The sequence below is a fragment of the Kitasatospora sp. NPDC093679 genome (assembly GCF_040683455.1).
Taxonomy (GTDB): domain Bacteria; phylum Actinomycetota; class Actinomycetes; order Streptomycetales; family Streptomycetaceae; genus Kitasatospora; species Kitasatospora arboriphila.
This window is the reverse complement of record NZ_JBFBDW010000006.1, coordinates 147,966-171,516: the sequence shown is the minus strand read 5'-3', so window position 1 is coordinate 171,516 and position 23,551 is coordinate 147,966. Positions and strand designations below refer to the sequence as shown.

The following is a 23,551-nucleotide window of genomic DNA, read 5'->3' as shown; positions in this document are numbered from 1 at the left end:
CGGGCGGCCCGACATGCCGCGTTCGGCGCAGGGTGGGCGATCGGTGGCCGGGGGCGCGGGAGACTGGCGGTGGTCGAGCGAGACGGAGGGCCGAGCCGTGAGCGGTGCCGCGCAGTTCCACGCCTGGGACGTACGGGAGTCGGGGCCGGCCGATGCGCCGCACCGGGTGTTGCTGCTGCCGGGCGGGCTGTGCAGCACGGCCTTCTACGACGACCTGACGGCCGCCGAGCCGCTCGCCGGGGCACCGATCCGGCTGGTGGCGGCGACCGTCCCGGGCCACGCGGGGACGGTCGCGCCGCGTGACGTCTCGATGGAGAACTACGCGGCGATCACCGCGGCCTTCGCCGCCGAGCACGGCTGCACGGCGGTGGTCGGGCACAGCATCGGTGCCAACATCGCGCTGGAGATGGTTGGCGGCGGGCACTTCGCCGGGCCGGTGGTGCTGCTCTCGCCGACCTTCTCGCGGTCGGACGAGTCCACGGCGCTGGCGGTCGCGACGAAGCTCGGCCGGGTGCCGGGACTCGGCGCGGCGGTCTGGCCGGCGATGCTGTGGCTGGCGCCGAAGGCCCTGGCGGACAGCATTCCGGAGCCCCGGCGGGCGCCGCTGCTGGCCGACCTGAAGCGGAACTCGGCGGCCTTCTGCCGCCGGGCGATGACCGAGTACTTCGCCTACCTCGACCGGCACGGCTCCCTCGTCCCGCGGCTGTGCGGTGCGGGCGTCCGGGCCCGGGTGGTGCGCGGCGACCGGGACGAGGTCGGGCTGACCGGCGAGGAGCGCGCCGCGCTGGAGGCCTGCCCGTCGGTCACCCTGGAGACCGTCGCGGACAGCGGCCACCTGATGATGGTGGAACAGCCCGCGGCGGTGGCCCGTCTGATCGCCGACGCCGTCCTCGGCCCGGACCGCTGACGGCCGCCGTCACACGGTGAGCACCACCTTGCCGCGGGCGTGCCCGGCGTGGACGTGCCGCACCGCGTCCGCCGCCCGGTCCAGCGGGTAGCCGCGGTCGAGGACGGGCACCAGCCGGCCCTGCTCGGCGGCCTCGGCCAGGTGACGCAGGTCCGCCGTCCGGGCCTGCGCGACCAGCGTGCGCAGCCGCTGTCCGACGAAGGGCGAGAGCGCGATCGCCCGCAGTTGCCGGTCGAGGCCGCCCAGCCATCCGCTGCCGCCCTCGCCGCCGACGATGACCAGGGTGCCGCGCGGGGTGAGGACCTGCCGCAACAGGGAGAGCGGCCGGTTCCCGGCGGTGTCGAGGACGAGGTCGTAGCGGTGCCCGCCCTCGGTGATCTCCTCGCGGGTGTAGTCGAGCACCCGGTCGGCGCCGAGCGAGCGGACGAGTTCGGCCTTCCCGGTGCTGCACACCCCGGTGACCTCCGCGCCGAGGAGCTTGGCGACCTGCACCGCGTACGAGCCGACGCCGCCGGCCGCGCCGATCACCAGGACGTGCTGCCCCGCCCGGAGGCCGCCGGTGTCGCGCAGGGCCTGCAGCGCGGTGCAGCCGGAGATCGGCAGGGCCGCGGCCTGTTCGAAGGTCAGCCCGGCGGGCTTGGGGGCGAGCCGTCCGGGCCTGGCGAGGGCGTACTCGGCGAAGGACCCCTCGCAGACGCCGAACACCTCGTCCCCGGGCCGGAAGGCGGTGACGTCCGGGCCGACCTCCTCGACGACCCCGGCGGCGTCCAGGCCGCGGACGGGGTTGCGCGGGGTGCGCAGCCCGGACGCCAGCCGCACGGGGCGGGGGAGGCCCGCCATGAGGTGCCACACGCCGGGATCGACTCCGGCCGCGCGGACCCGGACGAGGACCTCGTCCGCCCCCGGCCGCGGCCGCTCGACCTCCCTGAGCTGCAGCACCTCGGCCTCGCCGTACCTGTCCTGCACAACGGCCTTCACTGTGCCTCCCCCTCGGTCTGCGGGTACTGGAAGACGTCGTCGAGTGCGACGCCGAACACCCGGGCGATCTGGAACGCCATCTCCAGTGAGGGCGAGTACCGGCCCTGCTCGATGGCGATGACGGTCTGTCGGGTGACGCCGATCCGCTCGGCCAGTGCCGCCTGGGTCATCTCCCCGTGGGCGAACCGGAGCGCGCGGATGCTGTTGGTGACCCTGGTCGGCTTCACCACGGGCCGAACCCCCGCCGGTAGGCGGCGAGCTTCGCGGCCGAGCCGAGCAGGGCCGAGAGGACGAAGGCCAGGTACGTCGCATTGGCGATCCAGAAGTGGTCGGCGCGGAGCATGGCCAGGACGAGTACGGCCACTCCGCCGATCCCCAGGAAGGACTGGCCGACGTGCTCGCCGAACCGGTGGATCTCGCGGTCCCGCTGGTCCTTCTGCCGGTCGCCCTCCGGCGAGGTGAGCGAGACCGCGATGTGCAGGACGATCGAGGCCGCGATCGCGAGGCCGACGCTCCAGAGCAGGGCCGCCCGGTACGGCGCGGCGGTGAGCGGACCGGAGCCGGCGCCGCCGAGGACGACTGCCGCGTACGCGGCGTAGCTGCAGAGCGTGACCAGGAGCATGATCCAGGCCCGCTTCTCTTCGACTGCCATGACAGCAAGGTAAAACAGACCGGACACCGTGTCAAAGATTCTTTACCTCGCCGGGCCGTGCAGGAGCCGACGCGCGCTCCCGCCGGACGGGTGAAGCCCACGGCCCGCCCGGCGGGCCGACGCCGGGCGCACCGCGGGCCCGCGCATCATCGGGCATGGCCACCCCCGTGCCGCGCCGGCCCCGCCCGCACCGCCTGCGGCCACCCGAACTCCTCGACCCCGCAGGGCTGGTGGACCCGGCCGACCCGGTCGACCTGACCCGCCCGGTCTGGTACGCCGCGTACGGCTCCAACATGCGCCGGACCCGGCTGCACGCCTACCTCGCGGGCGGCAGCCCGCCCGGCGCCACCCGCCGCTACCCGGGCTGCCGCGATCCCCGCCCGCCCGCCGCCGACCTGCCGCTGCTGCTGCCGGGCCGGCTCTACTTCGCCCGGGAGTCCCTGGTCTGGGGCGGCGGCATGGCCTTCCTCGACGCCGAGGACGACGGCGAACTGCCCGTCCGCGGCTACCTGCTGACCCTGGACCAACTGCTCGACATCGCCGCCCAGGAGATGCACCGCACCCCGCGGGCGTCCGCCGCCCCGGGCCTGGCCGCCGCCCTGCGCGACGGCCGCGCCACCCTCGGCCCCGGCCGCTACGAGACCCTGCTCTGCCCGGGCACCCTGGACGGCCACCCGGTGGTCACCTTCACCGCCGCCGGGCGCAGCAGCGAGGCACCGCTGACGCGCCCCTCCGCCGGCTACCTGCGCCACCTCGCCACCGGCCTCGCCGAGTCCCACGGCTGGCCCGCCCGGCGCGCCGCCGCCTACCTCAGCACCCGGCCGGGTGCCGCCGGCCGCTGGACCCCGGACTCCCTCCTCACCGCCCTCCGGTCCCGGTCGGAGCAGTGACGCCCCGTCGGAGCGGCGAGGAAACCGGTTGCGCGGCACGGGACACTGGAGCGGTGATCACCGAGGAGCGCGCCGTCGAACTGGTCGAGACCGAACTGGCCCGCGACCGGCTGGCCCACAGCTGGAAGGCGTACCTGCCCGAGTTCGTCGCCCACCGGGTGGACGAACTCGCCGTCGGCTGGCTCGTCTTCTGCCAGTCGGCGGTGTGGCTGCGCACCCGGGACGAACACGACAGCTTCCGGAGCGGCCCGTACCTGGTGGACCGGCAGGACGGAAGCGTCCACTTCGTCCGCGAGACCTGCCTGCACGAGGACTGGCAGACGTTCTACCGCCGCGAGGTCCGGGGCGGGACGGACGACGACCCGCTGGTGATCGAGATCCGCGGTCTGGCGCGGTCCGCCGGGCCGGTCGCGGCGATGCACCGGCTGCGCCGGCTCCACCCCCGGCTGGGCATCGCCCAGGCCAAGGCCTACGTGACGGCCGTCGCGCAGGGCACCCGGCCGCCGGAGGAACTGGTCCGGCTCACCCGGCCCGACGACCCGGGGCTGCGTGCGGGCATCCAACGCCTCACCGGCCCCGCCGGGCAGCCGCTCACCTGACGGGACGGACCTGCGACCGTCAGCCCGGCCCCGCCGCTCGGCGCCCCCGGACGGCCCCCAGCGCGGTGCCGGCCGCCACGCAGACCCCGGCCGCCGTGAGGCCGGCCGGCCTCGCGCCCCCACCCCACAGCGCGGTGCAGGCCAGCGTGGCCGCGGTCGCGCAGACGCAGCCGCCGGCGAGGCCGAGCAGCAGGCCGGTGACCGCACCGGCCCGCCGACGCCCGGCCACCGGGACGGCGGCGACCGGTTCCGACCCGGGCCGCCGTGCCCAGGACGGCAGCACCGGAGCGGGCGGCGGGGGTGCGGCCACCGGCTGCGGCCGGACGGCGGGCCGGTGCGGCACGGCCGTCCACGGCAACTGCTCCAGCAGCACCGTCACCTGGTCGAAGGGCCGGCCCGGTCCGAGCGCGACCAGCGTCCGCGCGCTGGCCGGCGACAGCTCCAGCCGACGGGTGACCACCGTCCGGCCGCCGGCGGCGGGCATCCGCAGCGAGCTGTCCCGGTAGCGGTGGAACCGCCCGTCCACGTCCAGGACGAGCGCACAGCTGCTGCGCACCTCCGTACGGCGCGTCCGCACCGCCGCCCCGCCGCGGTCCCAGGCGGGCAGCCGGTCGACCACCCAGCCGTCCACCGCGGCGCCCTCGTCGTCCCGGAACGACAGCGGCGCGACGCCCTGCGCCAGCAGCGTCCGGGCGGTGCCGCGGGCCAGCACCAGCAGCTCCTCGTACGCGTCCACCGGGCCCGGTCAGCCCTCGTCGCCGCAGCCGGGGCACGGCCGCCGCGGCACCTCGGCGGCCGCGCACCCGCCGCACGTCGTGGTCTCGCCCATCTCGCCGTCCCCTCCCGAAGCGGTGTCAGGTGCGCGAGCGTAGCCACGCACCGGGGCGGCGGAGGGCCGGCGTTCGGAACCGGCGCGGATCGACCGGATCCGACGGTTCCGGACCGCGAACGAGAGGTTCCTGCCCGGCCCGGTCCCCCGCGCTCAGCCCTTCTTCGCCCGGCTCGGCTGCACCCGCATCGGCTCGCCCGGCATCTTCGGATGGTCCGGCGGGTAGGGCAGGTCCACGGCGTCCTGCTGCGCGAACAGCTCCAGCAGCGGGTCCAGGCCGAACGCGAAGTCGTCCATCTCGGCGTGCAGGTCGCCGAGTTCGGCGAAGCGCGCGGGCACCGTCCGCAGGTCGAAGTCCTGCGGGACGACGTCGTCGATCTCCTCCCAGCGCAGCGGGGTGGAGGCGGTCGCCCCGGGCCGGGCCCGCAGCGAGTACGGCGAGGCGATCGTCCGGTCGCGGGCCATCTGGTTGTAGTCCACGAAGATCCGCTCGCCGCGCTCCTCCTTCCACCAGGCGGTGGTCACCCGTCCGGGCATCCGGCGCTCCAGCTCCCGGCCGAGCGCGATCACGGCGTGCCGGCAGTCGGTGAAGGTCCAGCGCGGCTCCACCGGCACGTAGACGTGCAGCCCGCGCCCGCCGGAGGTCTTCGGCCAGCCTCGCAGCCCCAGCTCCTCCAGCAGCGCGCGCAGCTCGTGCGCGGCGGTCACCGCGTCGTGGAAGTCGGTGCCCGGCTGCGGGTCGAGGTCGATCCGCAGCTCGTCCGGGTGCTCGGTGTCGGCGCGGCGCACCGGCCAGGGGTGGAAGGTCAGGCAGCCGAGGTTGGCGGCCCACAGCACCGCGGCCGGCTCGTTCGGGCAGACCTCGTCGGCGCTGCGGCCGCTCGGGAAGACGATCCGGGCGGTCGGCAGCCACTCCGGCAGGCCCCTGGGCGCCCGCTTCTGGTAGAAGAACTCGCCCTCGACGCCGTCCGGGAACCGCTGCAGCGTGGTCGGCCGGTCCCGCAGCCCGCGCAGCACGCCCGGCGCGACCGCCAGGTAGTACTCGGCGACGTCCCGCTTGGTGAAGCCGCGCGCCGGATAGTAGACCTTGTCGGGGTTGGAGAGCCGGACCGACCGGCCGTCCACCTCCAGTTCAACCGCTGTCGAGGCCATGCCTCCCACGCTAGGCGGGCCCCCCGCATCCGGCGCGCGGGCCGTGCGACGTGCGGCGACGATCGGAGCATGGACCTTCCCGTGATGCCTCCCGTGCAGCCGATGCTCGCCAAGTCGGTGGCCGAGATCCCGTCCGGCATGCAGTACGAGGCCAAGTGGGACGGCTTCCGCGCGATCGTCTTCCGCGACGGCGACGAGGTCGAGATCGGCAGCCGCACCACCAAGACGCTCACCCGGTACTTCCCCGAACTGGTGGAGGCCTTCCGCCGCGAGCTGCCCGCCCGCTGCGTGGTCGACGGCGAGATCGTGATCGCCCGCGAGGGCCGGCTGCGCTTCGAGGAACTGCTGGAGCGCATCCACCCGGCGGCCTCCCGGGTCCGCACCCTGGCCGAGCGCACCCCCGCCTCGTTCGTCGCCTTCGACCTGTTGGCGCTGGACGACACCGCCCTCGCCGAACGCCCGCTCGCCGAGCGCCGCAGCGCCCTGGAGTCCGCCCTGGCCGGCGCCCGTGCCCCCGTCCACCTGGCGCCCGCCGTGACCGACATCGAACTCGCCCGGACCTGGTTCGCCCAGTACGAGGGCGCCGGACTCGACGGCGTGGTCGCCAAACCGCTGGACGGCCCGTACGCGGCCGGCGAGCGCACCCTCTTCAAGATCAAGCACCAGCGGACGGCCGACTGCGTCCTCGCCGGCTACCGCGAGCACAAGAGCGGACCGGTCGTCGGCTCGCTGCTGCTCGGCCTCTACGACGGCGACGGGCAGCTGCAGCACGTCGGGGTCTGCGCCTCCTTCCCGATGGCCCGGCGCCGCGAACTGGTCGAGGAGCTGGCCCCGCTGCGGCTCGACGACCTCACCGGCCACCCGTGGGCGGCCTGGGCCGACGAGAGCGCCCAGGCCGCCTCCCGGCTGCCCGGCGCCGTCAGCCGCTGGACGGGCACCAAGGACCTCTCCTGGGTGCCGCTGCGCCCCGACCGGGTCGTCGAGGTGGCGTACGACCACATGGAGAGCACCCGCTTCCGGCACACCACCCAGTTCCGCCGCTGGCGCCCCGACCGGGAGCCGGTCAGCTGCACCTACGAGCAGCTGGAGGAGCCGGTCTCCTACGACCTGTCGGACGTCCTCCGCTGAACCCCGGCCCGGCTCCGGGCCGATCGCATCGCCAACTCCGCTGCCCGAGTGCCGTGTTGTGCATTGACACGGACGCGGCGGCACGGACACCATGGACGCCGCCCGCTGCCTGCCGACACCACCCCGGTCGGCTGTTATGGGAGCGCTCCCATGGCATTGCGGCAGGTCGCGGGCGTTCCCCGAGGCTGCCCGCACTCCGCCCCGGTCCCACCCACCCCCACCCCCACCCGCTGTTCCGACCCCCGCGCACCTGCCCCCGGCGCCGCCAGCCGCGTCCCCTCCGCCGGGCCCACCCCGCCGTCCCGGAAGGACGCCCGTGCCCCACTCCGCCGCACCCCCACCCGGCCCGTCCGCCCCCGCGCCCACCCGTCCGGCGGCCCGCCGCCACCGGCAGGGCCCGGCCCGCCGCACCGCCTTCGGGGCGGCCGCCGCCCTCGCGCTCGCCGCCGGCGCCCTGCTGCCGCTGCACGCCGCGCCCGCCCGCGCCGCCGCCCCGGCGTTCAACTACGGTGAGGCGCTGCAGAAGTCGCTGCTCTTCTACGAGGCCCAGCAGTCCGGCAAGCTGCCCGCCACCAACCGGGTGGGCTGGCGCGGCGACTCCGCCCTCGACGACGGCAAGGACGTCGGGCTCGACCTCACCGGTGGCTGGTACGACGCCGGAGACCACGTCAAGTTCGGCCTGCCGATGGCCGCTTCCACCACCATGCTGGCCTGGGGCGGCATCGCCGCGAAGCAGGGCTACACCGCCTCCGGCCAGATGCCGTACCTCAAGAACAACCTGCGCTTCGTCGACGACTACCTGCTCAAGGCGCACGCCGCCCCGAACGTGCTCTACGGCCAGGTCGGCAACAGCTCGGCCGACCACGCCTGGTGGGGTCCGGCCGAGGTGCTGCCGATGGCCCGGCCCGCGTACAGGATCGACGCCACCTGCCCCGGCTCCGACCTCGCCGGCGAGACCGCCGCGGCCCTCGCCTCCTCCTCGATCGTCTTCGCCGACAGCGACTCGGCGTACGCCGCCACCCTGGTCACCCACGCCAAGCAGCTGTACTCCTTCGCCGACACCTACCGCGGCAAGTACAGCGACTGCATCAAGGACGCCCAGGGCTACTACAACTCCTGGAGCGGCTACAACGACGAACTGGTCTGGGGCGCGATCTGGCTGTACAAGGCCACCGGCGACAGCAGCTACCTCGCCAAGGCCGAGACCTACTACGCCGACCTCTCCACCGAGCCGCAGACCAGCACCAAGTCCTACCGCTGGACGATCGCCTGGGACGACAAGTCCTACGGCGCATACGTGCTGCTCGCCCAACTCACCGGCAAGCAGCAGTACATCGACGACGCCAACCGCTGGCTGGACTGGTGGACGGTCGGCGTCAACGGCAGCCAGGTGAAGTACTCGCCCGGCGGCGAGGCCGTGCTCGACTCCTGGGGATCGCTGCGCTACGCCGCCAACACCTCGTTCGCCGCCCTGGTCTACTCCGACTGGCTCGCCGGAGACGCCACCCGCAAGGCCCGCTACCACGACTTCGCCGTCCGTCAGATCGACTACGCGCTCGGCGACAACCCCCGCAGGTCCAGCTACCTCATCGGCTTCGGCACCAACCCGCCGAAGAACCCGCACCACCGCACCGCCCACGGCTCCTGGACGGACCAGCTCACCAACCCGGTCAACAGCCGGCACACCCTGATCGGCGCCCTGGTCGGCGGACCGAGCTCGCCCGACGACTCCTACACCGACGACCGCTCCAACTACGTCAACAACGAGGTCGCCACCGACTACAACGCCGCCTTCACCGGCGCCCTCGCCCGGCTCCACGGCGAGTACGGCGGCAGCCCGCTCGCGGCCTTCCCACCCGCGGAGACCCCGGACGGGCCGGAGACGACCGTCCAGGCCTCGGTGAACGCCTCCGGCACCGACTTCACCGAGATCAAGGCCTACCTCGTCAACACCTCCGCCTGGCCCGCCCGCGCGCTGAAGAACGCCTCGCTGCGCTACTGGTTCACCCTGGAGCCGGGGGTGAGCCCGAGTCAGGTCACCCTCACCACCAACTACAACCAGTGCGGGGCGATCAGCGGACCGACCCCGTACTCCGGCTCCACCTACTACGTCACCGTCGACTGCTCGAACACCGTGATCGCGCCGGCCGGACAGTCCGCGTACCGCAAGGAGGTCCAGTTCCGGATCGCCTCCTCCGGAGCCTGGGACCCGACCAACGACTGGTCGTACCAGGGAATTTCGCCGGTACCCGGCTCGACGCCGGTGAACGCGCCGAACATCCGGCTACTGGGCGGGGGAGTACCGCAGTGGGGCGCCGAACCGGACGGCACCACGCCGTCGCCGTCCCCCTCGCCGAGCCCGAGCCCCAGCCCCTCGCCGTCGCCGTCTCCTTCACCCCCGCCGTCTCCCTCGCCCTCGCCATCGCCGAGCGGCAGCCCCACCCAGCCGATCGCCGGCTGCACGGTCGCCTACACGGTGGGCAGCACCTGGGGCACCGGGTTCACCGCCGACGTGACCGTCCGCAACACCGGGAGCACGACCGTCTCCGGCTGGGCGCTCGCCTGGACCTACCTGGGCGGTGAGAAGATCGCCAACGCCTGGAACGCCCGCGTCACCCAGTCCGGCGCGGCCGTGACCGCCGGCGACGCCGGCTGGAACGGCACCCTCGCCCCGGGCGGCACCGCCTCCTTCGGCTTCCAGGCCACCGGAAGCCCGGCCGCCCTGCCCGCCTTCAGCCTCAACGGCCGGGGCTGCACCACCTGAACCACCCCTCCCACCGCGGTCCGGCCCACCGAGGGGGCGGGCCGGACCGCGGACCCCTCCGGGCCCGACGGCACAGCACCCGCTCACCAGTCGCGGGTGGCGATCAACTCCTCGACGTCCGCGCCGGTGAAGCCGTAAGCGGCGGCGACGAAGGCGAAGTCCTCGGCGATCTCCTCCCGCGCGAACGTCTCGATCTCGCTGCCCGCCTCTTCGAAGGCCTCCTGCAGCACGTTGAACTCCTCGGTGGCGGCGTGGGTGAGGACGTACAGCCCGGCCAGGCCGGACGGCCGCTCCGCCTCGATCCGCTCGCACAGCCGCAGCAGGATGCCGCGGCCGCGGTCGACGACGGCGTCCGGGTAGTACGTGTCCGCGTTCAGGGCGCGCAGGAAGTGGTGCCGGGCGATCCGGTCATTGGCAATCGGCATGGCGCCGATCCTGCCTCCGGGCACTGACACCGGGTACCGGCACCCAGGTGCTGACACCGGGCGTGATCCCCACGACCGCCTGGTCGCCCAGGACGGCCCCTACGCGGCGCTCCGGTCCGGCTGGCAGGGGGGCCGACGCCCCAGGAGCTGTCTCCAAGCGGCGCCCGGGCGGTCGGTCCAGGGGCGCTGGGGGCACCACCCGGGCGACTTCCCGGCCGCCGAGTGCGGCACGTGCCGCGGACAGGTCGGCCTCCCGGGCGCCGTGGGCCAGCAGGTAGTCGGTGACCGAGCCGTGCCGGCTGCGGATCCACCGCATCGCGCGGTCCAGGTGGACGGCGGCGACCGGACGGGAGTTGTGGCCCGGTCCGGCCGTCGCCGCCGACAGGCCCAGGGCGGCGTTGGACAGCAGGAAGTCGGCGGTGGTCTCCGCCTCGGAGGCGCCCAGCAGGGTCTGCAGGACGGCGACGACCACCCCGGTTCGGTCCTTGCCGGAGGCGCAGTGGACGAGGACGGGCAGCGCCCCGGGTTCGGCCAGCCGTCGGACGAGCGCGGCCGCGGCCGGTCCCGCGTGCTCCGCCATGGCGGGGTACAGCTCGGCCTGCTCGACCGGCCACCGCCGCTCGGTGAAGACCGGCAGGTGCCGGTGGTCGACGGCGAGGCCGCGGCAGTCGTCCGGCAGCTCCGCCACCTCGGGGACGCTCCGCAGGTCGACGACCGTCCGCACGCCCAGCTCGGCGAGCCGGCGCGCCCCCTCGGGCCGCAGCCCGTGCAGCGCCCCCGACCGGTACAGCACGCCGCGCCGCAGCGCGCCGACCCCGCCCGCGTCCCGGACGTTCCGCACCCCCGCGACCTCGACGGCCGGCGCCGCCGGGCCGAGGACGGTCTCCTCCGCGATCTCCACGCCGTGCCCTCCCGTGCCGCCGCTCCGCGGGCAGACGATACCCGGGGTCCCGTTACCGGCCCGCGGTAGCCCGGACGGGTGGTGCTCGGCATGCCATGGGGGTGGCCGGGATGCCCGGCGGCCGGTGCTCGGGGACGATCGTTCAGCCCAGCTAAGACCGCCCTTAAGAATTCCTCGATGGACCGGACCTGCTCCGGCACGGCAGATTTCACTGTGCCCGGCGCGGCAGGGGTTGCAGCGCCGGGCTTCCGTTCCACCCTCCCTCAGGAGCGCTCGCCGTGAAGGCACTCGTCAAGCACCAGGCCGAGCCGGGTCTCTGGCTGATGGACGTCCCCATGCCGGAGATCGGCCCCGCGGACGTGCTGATCAAGGTGCTGCGCACCGGCATCTGCGGTACCGACCTGCACATCCGCTCCTGGGACGGCTGGGCGCAGCAGACCATCAAGACCCCGCTGACCATCGGTCACGAGTTCGTCGGCGAGGTCGCCGCGATCGGCGCGGCCGTCGCCGACATCGAGGTGGGCGACCTGGTCAGCGGCGAGGGCCACCTGGTCTGCGGCAAGTGCCGCAACTGCCTGGCGGGCCGCCGCCACCTCTGCCGCAACACGGTGGGCCTGGGCGTGGGCCGCGACGGCGCGTTCGCCGAGTACGTGGCGCTGCCCGCGTCCAACGTGTGGGTGCACCGGGTGCCGGTGGACCTGGACGTCGCTGCGATCTTCGACCCGTTCGGCAACGCGGTGCACACCGCGCTGTCCTTCCCGCTGGTCGGCGAGGACGTGCTGATCACCGGCGCCGGCCCGATCGGCATCATGGCCGCCGCGGTCGCCCGGCACGCCGGCGCCCGCAACGTGATGATCACCGACGTCTCGCCGTACCGCCTGGACCTCGCCCGCAAGGTCGGCGTCACCCTGGCGCTGGACGTCTCGCAGCACAGCATCGAGGAGGGCCAGCAGCAGCTGGGCCTGCGCGAGGGCTTCGACGTCGGCCTGGAGATGTCCGGCCGCCCCGAGGCGATGCGCTCGATGATCGCCAACATGACGCACGGCGGCAAGATCGCCATGCTGGGCCTGCCCGCCGACGAGTTCCCGGTGGACTGGGCGTCGATCGTCACCTCGATGATCACCATCAAGGGCATCTACGGCCGCGAGATGTTCGAGACCTGGTACGCGATGTCCGTCCTGCTGGAGGGCGGCCTGGACCTCACCCCGGTGATCACCGGCCGGTACGCCGCCACGGACTTCGCCGAGGCCTTCGACGAGGCCGCGAGCGGCAACTGCGGCAAGATCATCCTCGACTGGACCGTCTGAGCGCGCACCGCCCGCACCGCCCAGCCCCGCACCGCCCCGTGCCGGGTGGTCCAGCACCGCACCACCGCCCGACCGCCCGGCACCCCGTCAGCGAACCTCCATCCAGGGAGACACCACCCGTGTTCGACAACGTGCGCGAAGACCTCGCCGCCACCCTCGACGAGATCCGCGAGGCCGGCCTCTTCAAGCCCGAGCGGGTCATCGGCAGCCCGCAGAGCGCCGCCGTCACCGTCACCGCGGGCGGCCGCCCCGGCGAGGTGCTGAACTTCTGCGCCAACAACTACCTCGGCCTCGCCGACCACCCCGCCGTGGTCGCCGCCGCCAAGGACGCCCTGGACCGCTGGGGCTACGGCATGGCCTCCGTCCGCTTCATCTGCGGCACCCAGGACGTGCACAAGCAGCTCGAGGAGCGCCTCTCGCACTTCCTCGGCCAGGAGGACACGATCCTCTACTCCTCCTGCTTCGACGCCAACGGCGGCGTCTTCGAGACCCTGCTGGACGAGCGCGACGCCGTCATCTCGGACGCCCTCAACCACGCCTCCATCATCGACGGCATCCGCCTCTCCAAGGCCCGCCGGCACCGCTACGCCAACCGCGACCTCGCCGACCTGGAGCAGCAGCTCAAGGCCACCCAGGACGCCCGCCGCCGCCTCATCGTCACCGACGGCGTGTTCTCCATGGACGGCTACATCGCCCCGCTGCGGGAGATCTGCGACCTCGCCGACCGCTACGACGCGATGGTCATGGTCGACGACTCGCACGCCGTGGGCTTCGTCGGCCCGACCGGCCGCGGCACCCCCGAGCTGCACGGCGTGATGGACCGCGTCGACATCATCACCGGCACCCTCGGCAAGGCCCTCGGCGGCGCCTCCGGCGGCTACGTCGCCGCCCGCCGCGAGATCGTCGCCCTGCTGCGCCAGCGCTCCCGCCCGTACCTGTTCTCCAACTCGCTCGCCCCGGTGATCGCGGCGGCCTCACTGACCGTGCTCGACCTGCTGGAGCAGTCCGGCGACCTGCGCGAGCGCCTGGCCGCCAACACCCACCTGTTCCGCACCAAGATGACCGAGGCCGGCTTCGAGATCCTGCCCGGCGAGCACGCCATCGCCCCGGTCATGATCGGCGACGCGGCCGAGGCCGGCCGCCTGGCCGAGCTGCTGCTGGAGCGAGGCGTGTACGTGATCGGCTTCTCCTACCCGGTCGTGCCGCACGGCCAGGCCCGCATCCGCGTGCAGCTGTCCGCCGCCCACTCGACCGAGGACGTCGAGCGCGCCGTCGCCGCCTTCGTCGACGCCCGCGAAGCGATGGGCAAGTAGCACCCCGGGGCCCAGGCCCCGAACCGACCACCACCGCGGGGCGCGGCCCTACCCTCACCGCGCCCCTGCGGGGCAACCCCCGGCCCCGCTCCGCCGTCGGCCCGGCCTTCCCCAGCCGGGCCGGCGGCGTTTCCCGGTGCCGCCGCCCCGCCCTTCGCGAACGCCCCGCCCTTCGCGAACGCCCCGCCCTCCGCGAACGCCCCGCCCTCCGTGCACGGCCCGGTGCCACCCGGGCGGCACCCCACGGGATGCGTAGCGGGCGCCGCCGCTGGACAGTCGCAAGGGAGGACCGGCCACCGGACCGCAGCCACTCCCGCGGTACCGGACCCGCCGGCCGGCGCACGCGGCGAGAGGAGCAGGGATGCCACCGGTGTCCGCGCTGCCCCGGCCCCGCGTCCCCTCCGCCGCCCGCCTGATCGCCGCGGCCGCCGTCCTCGCCGTGCTCGCCGTCTGCGCCCCGGTCACCTGGAACACCCTCGCCGAACCCGTCGGCCGCCCCAGCCCGGTCGCCGACCTCGCCGCCACCGGCCTCGGCGGCTGGTACGCGATCGGCACCCGGACCGTGCTGCTGGCCGCCGCACTCGCCTCGGTCGTCGCCGTCGGCCTGCTGCTCGCCCGAGACCCGCCGCCCGGTCTGCCGCACCCCGGCGTGGCCGGCAGCACCGCCGCCGGCGCCCTGCTGCTCAGCGCCGACCTGCGCGGCCAGCCCGTCGACGCCGTCCTCGGCATCGCCGCCGTCGCGCTCGCCCTCGCCGAGGTCCTGCCGAGCACCCGTCCGCCCGACGGCCTCGCCCTCGGCGCGGCGATCGCCCTCGAACCGGCGCTCGCCCTCTTCGCCGTCCTGCTGGTCTGCCGGGGGTCCCGACGGCACGCCCTCAACGCCCTCGTCCTCGCCTTCGCCCTGAACGTCGCGGCCTGGGCCGCCCGGCCGGCCGAGACCGCCAACGGCTGGCGGCAGCTGATCGAACCGCTGGTCGCCGTCGGCCCCGACAACCAGTCGGCGTACGGCCTGCTGCTCCGCCTCGGCCTGCGCGGACCGCTGCTCGCCGCCGTCTGCCTGGCCGCCGTCGTCGCCGTCGGCGTCTTCGCGCTCCGCCGCGGCCCGGCCCTCGCCGCGGACGGGCAGCACCTGCTCGCCGCCGGCGTGGTCGGCTGTGCCGCCGTGGTGGTCTCCCCGCTCACCGGGCCCGCCGACTTCGGCTGGCTGCTCGCCGCCGCGGTCGGCCGTCTCGGCCGCAGACCCGAGGACCGGGCGCTGTGGCCGGTCGTGGCCGTCACCGTCGCCCTGCTCTCCAGCAGCATGCTCGACCCGCAGATCGAACCGGTGACCACCTTCCTGCTGCGCGGCGCCGCCCCGCTGACCGCCGCCGCGGCCGCCGCCCTGCTGCCCTTCCGCCGCACCACCGACCCGCTCTGGACGCTGCACCGCACCCCCGCACCCACGCCGCACCACCCCTTCGGCCGCCGCAGGCTGCCCCTGCTGCCCGCCAAGCTGCGCCCGGTCAGCCGGCCCAACCTGCTGATGGAGCTGCTGTTCATCCAGGTCGGCTACGGCATCTACACCAAGATCCGCAACGCCGCGCCGAACCGGATCGAGTCCGCCGTCGAGAACGCCCGCGACGTCTACGGGGTGGAGAGGTTCCTGCACCTCGACGTCGAACGGGCGATCAACGGCTGGGTGCTGCACACCCACGGCATGCTCGACCTCTCGCTGCAGTACTACAAGACCTTCCACCTCATCGGGCCGCTGGCCGTGCTCGGCTGGCTCTACCTGCGCCACCCCCGCCGGTACCGCACCAGCCGCACGGTGCTCTTCACCGCGACCGGCCTCGCCCTGCTCGGCTTCTGGGGCTACCCGCTCGCCCCGCCCCGGCTCACCCCCGGCCTCGGCCTGCGCGACAGCCCGTACGGCGGGCCGGACGGCTCGCCGCTCGGCGCGCTCACCGCCCTCACCAACCAGTTCGCGGCGATGCCCTCGCTGCACTGCGCCTGGGCGTTCTGGTGCGCGGCGGCGGTGATCGCCGCGACCCGGCGGCGCTGGGTGTGGGCCGTCGCGGTGCTCTACCCGCTGCTCACCCTGTTCGTGGTGGTCGGCACCGCCAACCACTGGCTGCTGGACGCGGCCGGAGGGGTGGCCGTCGTCCTCGCGGGCTGCCTGTTCCAGTACGTGCTCACCGGCCGGCGGATGTTCGACCGCTCGGCCGCATCGGCGGCCGGGCTCCGCGCCCGGTCCGGCCGGCCCCGGACCGGCGGGACGCCGACGCCCGGCACCGGCTCCGCGGTCGACCGCCACCCGGCACCCGGCCCTCCGTCGCCCGCCCCGAGCACCGAACCCGCCGAACGCCGCCGGGACCCCTGAGACGCTTCGCCCGGCACGGGCCGTTGCGGGAGGTGTCCGGGGCTGCGGAACGACGGGCTCCGGGCCGCTGGCAGAATTGAGCCGTGATCGACGCACGACGGCTGCGGACCCTGCGGGCCGTGGCCGACCACCGCACCGTGACGGCCGCCGCGGCCGCGCTGTACCTCACCCCCTCCGCCGTCTCGCAGCAGCTCGCCGCGCTCGAGCAGGAGACCGGCCACCACCTGCTCGCCAGGGACGGCCGGGGCGTACGGCTCACCGCGGCCGGCGAGATCCTGCTCGGCCACGCGGACGCGGTGCTCGCCCAGCTGGAGCGCGCCGAGGCCGACCTCGCCGCGTACAGCGCCGGGGTCGCCGGCGAGGTCACCGTCGCCGCGTTCGCCACCGGCATCGCGCTCGTGCTGGCCCCCGCGATCACCGGGCTGGCCGCCGCGGCCCCCGGCGTCCGACTGAAGGTCCTCGACGCCGAGGGCGACGCCAGCCTGCCGATGCTGCTGGACGGCCAGGCCGACATCGCCGTCGCCGTCGAGTACCGCGGCGCCCCGCGCGCCGACGACCAGCGGCTGACCCGGGTGCCGCTGTACGCCGAGCCGTTCCGCGCCGTCCTGCCGCTCGGCCACCCGCTGGCCGCCGGCGAGGGTCCCGTCCCGGTCGCCGACCTGGCCGCCGAGCCGTGGATCGGCCCCTACCCCGGCAACCCCTGCCACGACGTGGTGCTGCTCGCCTGCGAACACGCCGGGTTCCAGCCCCGGCTGGTGCACTCCTCGGACGACTTCCGGGCCGTGGTCGCCCTCGCCTCCGCGGGCGCCGGCGTCGCCCTCGTCCCGCGCTCGGCCCTGCCCGGCGCCGACCTCTCCGCGGTGGCCGTCCGCCCGGTGGACACCGAACTCGCCACCCGCAAGGTCTTCGCCGCCGTCCGCGCCGGCGCCGAGCACCACCCGCTGATCGCCCCCGTCCTGACCGCCCTCACCGACGCCGCCCGCACCCTCGACAACCAGTGACCCCGGGCCCCGCGAGCCCGTTTAGGAAGCCGCCACGATGCGGTCCACCGCGGCGGCGACGAGTTCGTCGCGCTCCTGTGGGGTGAGCACGTCGGGCAGGGTGAGCTGTTCGACGATCAGCCAGTTCAGGGCCAGGTAGAGCAGTTTGACGGCCGTGGCGTCGCCGGGCAGGCCGGACGCCAGGTGGTAGGCGACGTTGGCGTCCAGGTCGGCGCGGACGCGCTCGGTGAGGACCGTGCGCAGTTCGGGGCGGCGGGTCGCCTCCAGCCGGAGTTCGAGCAGCGCCAGGTAGCCGGTGCGGAAGGACGAGACGCGGGCCACCAGTTCGCGCATCAGCTCGGCGTAGGTCTCGCGGTCGCGCTCGGCCGTGCGGTGGCGGGTGACGGTGGCCTCGTCGGGCTGGAGCCGCTCGTAGACGCGCGCCCCGGCCTGGGTGAGCAGGTCGTCGCGGTTGGCGAAGTAGTTGGAGGCGGTGCCGGCGGGTACGGCGGCCTCCGCGTCGACGGCCCGGAAGGTCAGGCCCCGTGCGCCGTCCCTCGCCAGGACCTCGATCGCGCCGTCGACGAGGGCGGCCCGCCGCTGGTCGTTCCGTCTCACCATTGACACCACTCCAGGCGTAGTACTATGTTGAAACCACTTCAATCAGAGTACTACATGTGGAGTCATCAGAGTGCGAAAGCTCGTGTACTACGTCGCCGTCACCCTCGACGGCCGCATCGCAGGCCCCGGTGGCGAGTACCACTTCTTCCCCCAGGGGGACGAGGAGCAGGCCGCGGCCTACACCGCCTGGACCAACACGCTCTACCCCGAGACCGTCCCGACCGTCGCGCGAGCCCCCCTCGGGCTGGCCGACGCGCCCAACCGGCGCTTCGACACCGTCCTCATGGGCCTCGGTGCCTACCGCCCCGCCCTCGACGCGGGCATCACCAGCCCCTACGCCCACCTGCGCCAGTACGTGGTGTCCGGCACCCTCGCCCCCGACACCGACCCGGCCGTCACCGTCGTCCCCGGCGACCCGGTCGCCCTCGTCCGGGACCTCAAGAAGGAGGAGAACGGCACCCTCGACATCTGGCTCTGCGGCGGAGGCAGGCTCGCCGGAGCCCTGCTCGGCGAGGTCGACGAACTGCTGATCAAGAACTACCCGGTGGTCGCCGGCGCCGGCATCCCGGCCTTCGACGGCACCTTCGACCCGACCGTCTTCGACGTCGCCGAACGCACCGCCTTCCCCAACGGCGTCACCCTCACCCGCCTCGTCCGCCGCTAGGACCTCTCCGTGCCTACCCACGGGCCGCGTCCACCGGGCGGGGACGGAGGGCGCGGAGTGCGGCCAGGGCCGCGCCGGGGGCGGTCAGCAGGAGGCAGGAGGCGGTCACCGCGGCGACCGGCCGCCAGGGAAGCACCAGGGGCGGGGGACTCCCGAGCAGGACCAGAGCGGCGTTCATGGCGCCGAGTTGGACGGCGGCGACCGCGCAGCCCAGCAGGGCGCCCACCGCCACCACGAGCAGCGACTCGCCGGTCACCAGCCCGACCACCTGCGTCCGGGTGGCGCCGGTGAGGCGCAGCAGGGCGAGTTCCCGGCGGCGGTCGGCGGTCGCCATCGCGAGGATGTTGACGAGCGCGATGCCGGTGTACGTCAGTGCGAGGCCGAGGACCAGCACGATCCTCAGCCGGGCGGTCCGGCCGTTGGCGGGGGCGGTGGCGGACAGCCACCGTTCGCGGGTGTCGACCCGGGCGCCGAAGCGGGCGGCCGTGGCGCGCAGCCCCGCCTCCAGTGAGACCCGGTCCGACCCGGGGGCGGACCGGACGTCGATGCGGTCCGTCCGGGACCCGGGAGCGTTGGCGGCGGTCACGTACAGGCCGTTGTCGCCGAGTCCGTCCCGCAGGAGGGCGGCGACCCGCAGGGTCACCCGGCGGCCGTCCGCGAGGACGACCGGCACCGGGTCGCCGACGGCCCGGTGGCCCCACTCCAGCGGCAGCACGATGCCGTCGTCGGTGAGCGCGGCGACCGATCCGGCGACCACCGGCAGCCGGGCCACTCCGGCCAGTGCGGCGGGATCCGCCGTCCGCGCCTCGGAGCGCACCGCGTTGCCGTCCGGCTCGACCAGTGCGAGCCGGGTCGGTCCGGTGGGGGAGACGACCGCCCCGGGGAGTGTCCGCAGGGCCTCGACCAGCCCCGGGCGGCCCGCGCCGGGGGTGTCCGCACCGGGGGTGAGGACGAAGTCGGCGCCGGTCCGCGTCCGGGCCTCGGCCGTCCGGGAGGCGCTCACGGTGTCCACGGCGCCGGCCAGCGAGCCGGTCAGGGCGACCGACACCAGCACCGGCGCGGCGATCGCCCCGGTGCGGCGCACCGCGGCGGCGGCGTTCTCCCGCATCAGCCGGCCCGACCAGCGGGACGGCCGGACCGGCAGCCGGCCGAGCAGGCGCAGCAGCGGCCGGACGAGCACGGGAGCGAGCAGTCCGCAGGCCGAGACGAGCACCATCGGCCGGACGGTGTACGTCTTGCGGTGCAGCAGGTCGACGGGGTCCGTGAGCAGGGCCGAGCCGATCAGCCCGGCCGCGGCCGCCAGCAGCCCGAGGCCCCAGATCCAGCGCCCGGTGGTCATCACGCCGGTGTCGAGGTCGGCGCTGCGCAGGGCGTCCAGCGGGCCGAGGCGCCCGGCGCGGCGGGCGGCGACGAGGACGCCGCCGAGGGCGACCAGCAGGCCGGTCAGGAACGCGGCGGCCAGGGGCCAGGTCCGCTGGTCGACGGTGAACCCGGGCGGGGCTATCCCGACCTCCGTCAGCCACCGCACCGCCGCGGGCGCGCCGAGCCGTCCGAGCACGCACCCGGCGGCCGAGGCGACGGCGCCGACCACCAGCGCCTCGGCCAGTACCGCGCGCCTCACCTGGGCGCGGGTGGCGCCGGCCAGCCGCAGCAGTCCGAGTTCGCGACGGCGCTGGGCCACGGTGTAGGCGAAGGTCGAGGCGACGACGAACGCCGAGACGAAGGCGCTCACCCCGCCGGCCGTGCCGAGCGCGGCGACCAGCGACACCATCGCCTCGCCGCCGCCCCCGGGCCAGGACACCGCGGTGGCCAGGCCGAGCAGCATCACCGCCGTCATCGCCGCTCCGAGCGCCAGGGCCGTGAACGCACCCAGCAGCGACACCCAACGCACCCTCAGCGACCTCAGCGCGATCCGCATCATCCTCATGCCCTCCAGCCAACCGCCGGCCGCCGGGCCGGATCAGCAGGCCGGGGCCCACCTTCCGGGGTAGGGCCAGCCCTACCGCGCGGGCCGCCGGGGCCGCCTAGGGTTTGTCCGACGATTCGCGTCGCATGGGCGCCCGACGCCGCGCGCGGCGGGAATCGTCGGACAAGCCCTGGGTGGGGCGAACCGAACGGGCGACGGGACGGCGGAGGGGCGGCGGGATGGGCACGGACGGGTACGGCGGTGCGCCGTGGCAGGCATTGGCCCGGCCCGGATTCCTGCGCGGCGGGCTGCCCTGGCGGGCCGCAGGCTACCTGCTGGCCTCCGGGACGGCCGGGCTGCTGCTCTGTGCGGGGCTGCTGCTGGCGGGGACGGTCGCCGGTGCGCTCGCCGTCCTGCTGGTCGGGCTGCCTTTGCTGCTGGGCCTGGGTCTGGTCGGGGTGCCGTTCGCGGCGTGGGAACGGCGGCTGGTGCGGCTGCTGGACGGCACGCCGGTGCCCGGACCGCACCAGGTGCCGGCCCGCCCGGGTCTCCCGGCCTGGCTGCGGCTGCGCTACCGGGAGCGGGCGACCTGGCGGGAGCTGGGTTTCGCGGCGCTCGCCGCCTTCGTGCTGTGGCCGATCGACCTGACCGTCGCGGGTTGCGCGATCGCGGTGCCCGGCTACCTGCTGGCGGCGCTTCCGCTGCTGCTGCTCGACGGTGAGCAGGTGAACGTCCTCAAGCTCTGGCAGGTCCACTCCCCGTACGTGGCAGCGGCGTTGGGTGTCGCCGGGGTGCTGGCGGCGGCACTGCTCGCCTATCCGCTGACCGCGGTGGCGGCGGGGCGGGCCGCACTCGTGCGGGCGGTGCTGGCGCCGGGCGGCCAGGAGGCACGGATCGGCGAACTGGTCCGCTCGCGGGCCCGGTTGGTGGACGCCTTCGAAGCGGAACGGCGCCGGATCGAGCGGGACCTGCACGACGGTGCCCAACAGCGCCTGGTCTCCCTGGCGATGACGCTCGGACTCGCCAGGCTGGACGCGCCGCCCGGCAGCCCGCTCGCCGACCGGCTGGCGCAGGCGCACCGGGAGGCGGGGGACGTGCTGGCCGAGCTCAGGGAGTTGATCAACGGAATCCATCCGCAGGTGCTGACCGACCGGGGTCTGCCGGACGCCTGCGCGGACGCCGCCGACCGGTCGCCGGTGCCGGTGGACGTCACCTTCGCGCTGCCCGGTCGGCTGCCGGCCGCGGTCGAGTCGGCCGGCTGGTTCGCGGTCACCGAGGCGCTGGCGAACGTCGCCAAGCACAGCGGTGCCCGTTCCGCCCGCGTCGACGGACGGTACGCCGACGGGCTGTTGACCGTCGAGGTGTCGGACGACGGACGCGGCGGCGCCGATCCGGCGGGCGGCACCGGTCTCACCGGCCTGGCCGACCGGGTCTCCGTGGTCGACGGCACCCTGACGGTGAGCAGCCCGCCCGGAGGCCCGACCCTGCTGCGCGTGGAGATCCCGTGCACCCCGATCGGCCCGCGCGCCGAGGACCTCACACGCACCTCGGACCTCACGCACACCCCGGACCGCCCGTGAGGCCGCTCCGGATGGTGCTCGCCGAGGACGGCGTACTGCTGCGCGAGGGCCTGATCGGCCTGTTGGAGCGCTTCGGCCACCAGGTGGTCGCCGCCGTGGGGGACGCCGGGGCGCTGAGCGCCGCCGTCGACGAGCACGTGCCGGACGTCGTCATCACCGACGTGCGGATGCCGCCCGGGCAGACCGACGAGGGCCTGCGGGCCGCCGTCGCGCTGCGCGCCCGGCGCCCCGGCCTGCCGGTGCTGGTGCTCAGCCAATACGTGCAGCGCTCGTACGCCGCCGAGCTGCTGGACTCGGGGGACGGTTCCGGCGTCGGGTACCTGCTGAAGGACCGAATCGGGCAGGTCGAGGAGTTCGTGGCGGCGGTCGGCACGGTGGCGGCCGGCGGCACCGTGGTGGACCCGGAGGTGGTGCGCCAGCTGCTGCGGCGCCGGCGCGACCCGCTGGACCGGCTGACGCCGCGCGAGCGCGAGGTGCTGGCGCTGATGGCCGAGGGCAGGTCCAACGCGGCGATCTGCCGCGAGCTGGTGGTGTCCGAGGCGGCCGTCGGCAAGCACATCGGCAACATCCTGATGAAGCTGGACCTGCCCCCGGCGGAGGAGACCCACCGGCGCGTCCTGGCGGTGCTGGAGTTCCTCCGGGCCTGAGCGGCGGGCCGGCGGCGTTCACCCGGCCGGGCCCTCCCCGGCAGGGTCTTCCCCGGGGAGGTCCTTCCCGGCGGCGGTGTGGTCGAGGACGGCCCGGGCGACCGTCGGCCAGTCGGCCCGGTCCAGCCCGTGGCCGGCGTCCGGCAGGGGCAGGAGCCGCGTACCGGGGATCCGCTCCGCGAGGTCCTCGCCGTGCGGGAGCGGGAACATCGGGTCGGCCGTCCCGTGGACCACCAGTACGGGCACGGCGATCGAGGAGAGCGGCGCCCGGGTGGGGCCGCCCTCCGGCAGCGCGTCGTGGTTGCGGGCGGCGGCGATGTCGCGGGCCCGCCCGACCTCGCGGCGGGCCAGGTCCCGGACGGCGGCCTCGTCGAACGGACGCCGGCCCCCGGCGAGCAGGCGGGCGTACGCGACCAGGTGGCCGACCAGCGCGTCCGGGTCCGAGGGGTCGGGGCCGGCGGCCGCGAGGAAGGCCATGAGCTCCTCGGCCGGCGCGGGCAGCGCCCGGTCGCCGGGCACGGCGGAGGAGGTGCTGATGAGGACGAGGGAGAGGACGCGGCCGGGGTCGTCGAGCGCGAGCAGCTGCGCGAGCGCCCCGCCGGCCGAGACGCCCACGACATGGGCGGCCGGGATGCCGTAGCCGTCGAGCACCCGGGCGGCGTCGGCGACCAGGTCCGCGCCGGTGTAGCCGGGGCGGCCCGGCGGGTAGGTGGTCGAGCGGCCGGTGTCGCGGTGGTCGTAGCGGATCACGAAGCGGCGGCCTCCGGCGAGCAGCCGGCAGAAGCCCTCCTCCCACCAGAGCATCGAGGCGCCGATGCCCATGACGAGCAGGACGGGCGGATCCGCCGGGTCGCCGAAGGACTCGGTACACAGCTCGACGCCGTCCCCGTCGATCGTCCGCTCGACCATCGCCGCGCCTCCTCCCGTGTCCCTCCATGGTGCCCGCGCC

The 23,551-nt window shown here is 75.1% G+C and carries 22 protein-coding genes; 12 read left to right on the top strand and 10 right to left on the bottom strand.

Annotated elements, in window-relative coordinates:
* Positions 1 to 97 precede the first annotated feature (97 nt).
* A complete protein-coding gene (locus tag AB0O09_RS07990; protein WP_363540704.1) occupies positions 98 to 907 on the top strand; it encodes an alpha/beta hydrolase in 810 nt (269 codons plus the stop codon).
* 9 nt (positions 908 to 916) lie between these two features.
* Here AB0O09_RS07990 and AB0O09_RS07985 read toward each other — a convergent pair whose 3' ends face one another.
* From AB0O09_RS07985 to AB0O09_RS07975, 3 genes are read right to left on the bottom strand one after another with little or no spacing between them, the layout of a single operon-like run.
* Entirely contained in the window at positions 917 to 1,885 is a 969-nt protein-coding gene (locus AB0O09_RS07985; RefSeq protein ID WP_363540703.1) for an NAD(P)-dependent alcohol dehydrogenase, read from the bottom strand.
* Positions 1,882 to 2,085 (bottom strand): helix-turn-helix transcriptional regulator, encoded by a 204-nt coding sequence (locus AB0O09_RS07980; protein ID WP_363540755.1) that lies wholly within the window; start codon positions 2,083 to 2,085, stop codon positions 1,882 to 1,884. The genes AB0O09_RS07985 and AB0O09_RS07980 overlap by 4 nt, the downstream gene beginning before the upstream one ends.
* Before the next feature lie 23 nt (positions 2,086 to 2,108).
* Positions 2,109 to 2,537, bottom strand: coding sequence for a hypothetical protein (locus AB0O09_RS07975; RefSeq protein ID WP_363540702.1), 429 nt, complete (start codon positions 2,535 to 2,537; stop codon positions 2,109 to 2,111).
* Positions 2,538 to 2,692: 155 nt separating this feature from the next.
* On the opposite strand from AB0O09_RS07975, the gene AB0O09_RS07970 reads away from it, so the two are divergent.
* Both AB0O09_RS07970 and AB0O09_RS07965 read left to right on the top strand, forming a co-directional pair.
* Positions 2,693 to 3,427, top strand: coding sequence for a histone deacetylase (locus AB0O09_RS07970; RefSeq protein ID WP_363540701.1), 735 nt, complete (start codon positions 2,693 to 2,695; stop codon positions 3,425 to 3,427).
* Positions 3,428 to 3,480: 53 nt separating this feature from the next.
* On the top strand, positions 3,481 to 4,026 hold the full coding sequence (locus tag AB0O09_RS07965) for a YrhB domain-containing protein (protein ID WP_363540700.1): 546 nt from the start codon (positions 3,481 to 3,483) through the stop codon (positions 4,024 to 4,026).
* A 19-nt stretch (positions 4,027 to 4,045) separates the two neighbouring features.
* Here AB0O09_RS07965 and AB0O09_RS07960 read toward each other — a convergent pair whose 3' ends face one another.
* On the bottom strand, positions 4,046 to 4,762 hold the full coding sequence (locus AB0O09_RS07960) for a hypothetical protein (RefSeq protein WP_363540699.1): 717 nt from the start codon (positions 4,760 to 4,762) through the stop codon (positions 4,046 to 4,048).
* A 246-nt stretch (positions 4,763 to 5,008) separates the two neighbouring features.
* Positions 5,009 to 6,007 (bottom strand): non-homologous end-joining DNA ligase, encoded by a 999-nt coding sequence (gene ligD, locus AB0O09_RS07955; protein WP_363540698.1) that lies wholly within the window; start codon positions 6,005 to 6,007, stop codon positions 5,009 to 5,011.
* 69 nt (positions 6,008 to 6,076) lie between these two features.
* Here ligD and AB0O09_RS07950 point away from each other — a divergent pair, with 69 nt between their 5' ends.
* Both AB0O09_RS07950 and AB0O09_RS07945 read left to right on the top strand, forming a co-directional pair.
* Positions 6,077 to 7,135 (top strand): ATP-dependent DNA ligase, encoded by a 1,059-nt coding sequence (locus tag AB0O09_RS07950; protein WP_363540697.1) that lies wholly within the window; start codon positions 6,077 to 6,079, stop codon positions 7,133 to 7,135.
* 316 nt (positions 7,136 to 7,451) lie between these two features.
* Positions 7,452 to 9,899: a glycoside hydrolase family 9 protein gene (locus AB0O09_RS07945; protein ID WP_363540696.1), complete on the top strand. Its 2,448-nt coding sequence runs from the start codon at positions 7,452 to 7,454 to the stop codon at positions 9,897 to 9,899.
* An 83-nt stretch (positions 9,900 to 9,982) separates the two neighbouring features.
* On the opposite strand, the gene AB0O09_RS07940 is transcribed toward AB0O09_RS07945, so the two are convergent.
* Together AB0O09_RS07940 and AB0O09_RS07935 are read right to left on the bottom strand one after the other, a co-directional pair.
* The gene (locus tag AB0O09_RS07940) at positions 9,983 to 10,324 is read right to left on the bottom strand and encodes a DUF5713 family protein (protein WP_363540695.1); all 342 of its coding nucleotides are present in this window, start codon (positions 10,322 to 10,324) and stop codon (positions 9,983 to 9,985) included.
* Positions 10,308 to 11,225, bottom strand: coding sequence for a tyrosine-protein phosphatase (locus AB0O09_RS07935; RefSeq protein WP_363540694.1), 918 nt, complete (start codon positions 11,223 to 11,225; stop codon positions 10,308 to 10,310). Before AB0O09_RS07935 ends, AB0O09_RS07940 begins: the two co-directional genes overlap by 17 nt.
* Positions 11,226 to 11,503: 278 nt before the next feature.
* Between AB0O09_RS07935 and tdh the strand changes: the two genes are divergently transcribed.
* The 4 genes from tdh (at position 11,504) to AB0O09_RS07915 (ending at position 17,205) form a co-directional block, all read left to right on the top strand.
* Positions 11,504 to 12,532, top strand: coding sequence for an L-threonine 3-dehydrogenase (gene tdh, locus AB0O09_RS07930; RefSeq protein WP_344625870.1), 1,029 nt, complete (start codon positions 11,504 to 11,506; stop codon positions 12,530 to 12,532).
* A 119-nt stretch (positions 12,533 to 12,651) separates the two neighbouring features.
* On the top strand, positions 12,652 to 13,845 hold the full coding sequence (locus AB0O09_RS07925) for a glycine C-acetyltransferase (RefSeq protein WP_344625869.1): 1,194 nt from the start codon (positions 12,652 to 12,654) through the stop codon (positions 13,843 to 13,845).
* Between the two features lie 361 nt (positions 13,846 to 14,206).
* Positions 14,207 to 16,204: a phosphatase PAP2 family protein gene (locus AB0O09_RS07920; protein ID WP_363540693.1), complete on the top strand. Its 1,998-nt coding sequence runs from the start codon at positions 14,207 to 14,209 to the stop codon at positions 16,202 to 16,204.
* An 83-nt stretch (positions 16,205 to 16,287) separates the two neighbouring features.
* Positions 16,288 to 17,205, top strand: coding sequence for a LysR family transcriptional regulator (locus AB0O09_RS07915; protein WP_363540692.1), 918 nt, complete (start codon positions 16,288 to 16,290; stop codon positions 17,203 to 17,205).
* A 21-nt stretch (positions 17,206 to 17,226) separates the two neighbouring features.
* Here AB0O09_RS07915 and AB0O09_RS07910 read toward each other — a convergent pair whose 3' ends face one another.
* Positions 17,227 to 17,805, bottom strand: a complete 579-nt coding sequence (locus AB0O09_RS07910; protein ID WP_363540691.1) for a TetR family transcriptional regulator — start codon at positions 17,803 to 17,805, stop codon at positions 17,227 to 17,229.
* Positions 17,806 to 17,875: 70 nt separating this feature from the next.
* Between AB0O09_RS07910 and AB0O09_RS07905 the strand changes: the two genes are divergently transcribed.
* Positions 17,876 to 18,469, top strand: coding sequence for a dihydrofolate reductase family protein (locus AB0O09_RS07905; RefSeq protein ID WP_363540690.1), 594 nt, complete (start codon positions 17,876 to 17,878; stop codon positions 18,467 to 18,469).
* A 13-nt stretch (positions 18,470 to 18,482) separates the two neighbouring features.
* Here the strand turns inward: AB0O09_RS07905 and AB0O09_RS07900 are convergent, their stop codons facing one another.
* Positions 18,483 to 20,396, bottom strand: coding sequence for an FtsX-like permease family protein (locus tag AB0O09_RS07900; protein WP_363540689.1), 1,914 nt, complete (start codon positions 20,394 to 20,396; stop codon positions 18,483 to 18,485).
* A 218-nt stretch (positions 20,397 to 20,614) separates the two neighbouring features.
* On the opposite strand from AB0O09_RS07900, the gene AB0O09_RS07895 reads away from it, so the two are divergent.
* Both AB0O09_RS07895 and AB0O09_RS07890 read left to right on the top strand, forming a co-directional pair.
* Positions 20,615 to 21,955, top strand: coding sequence for a sensor domain-containing protein (locus AB0O09_RS07895; RefSeq protein ID WP_363540688.1), 1,341 nt, complete (start codon positions 20,615 to 20,617; stop codon positions 21,953 to 21,955).
* A gap of 14 nt (positions 21,956 to 21,969) precedes the next feature.
* The gene (locus tag AB0O09_RS07890) at positions 21,970 to 22,602 is read left to right on the top strand and encodes a response regulator transcription factor (RefSeq protein ID WP_363540754.1); all 633 of its coding nucleotides are present in this window, start codon (positions 21,970 to 21,972) and stop codon (positions 22,600 to 22,602) included.
* 18 nt (positions 22,603 to 22,620) lie between these two features.
* Here AB0O09_RS07890 and AB0O09_RS07885 read toward each other — a convergent pair whose 3' ends face one another.
* Entirely contained in the window at positions 22,621 to 23,511 is an 891-nt protein-coding gene (locus tag AB0O09_RS07885; RefSeq protein WP_363540687.1) for an alpha/beta fold hydrolase, read from the bottom strand.
* Positions 23,512 to 23,551: the final 40 nt, after the last annotated feature.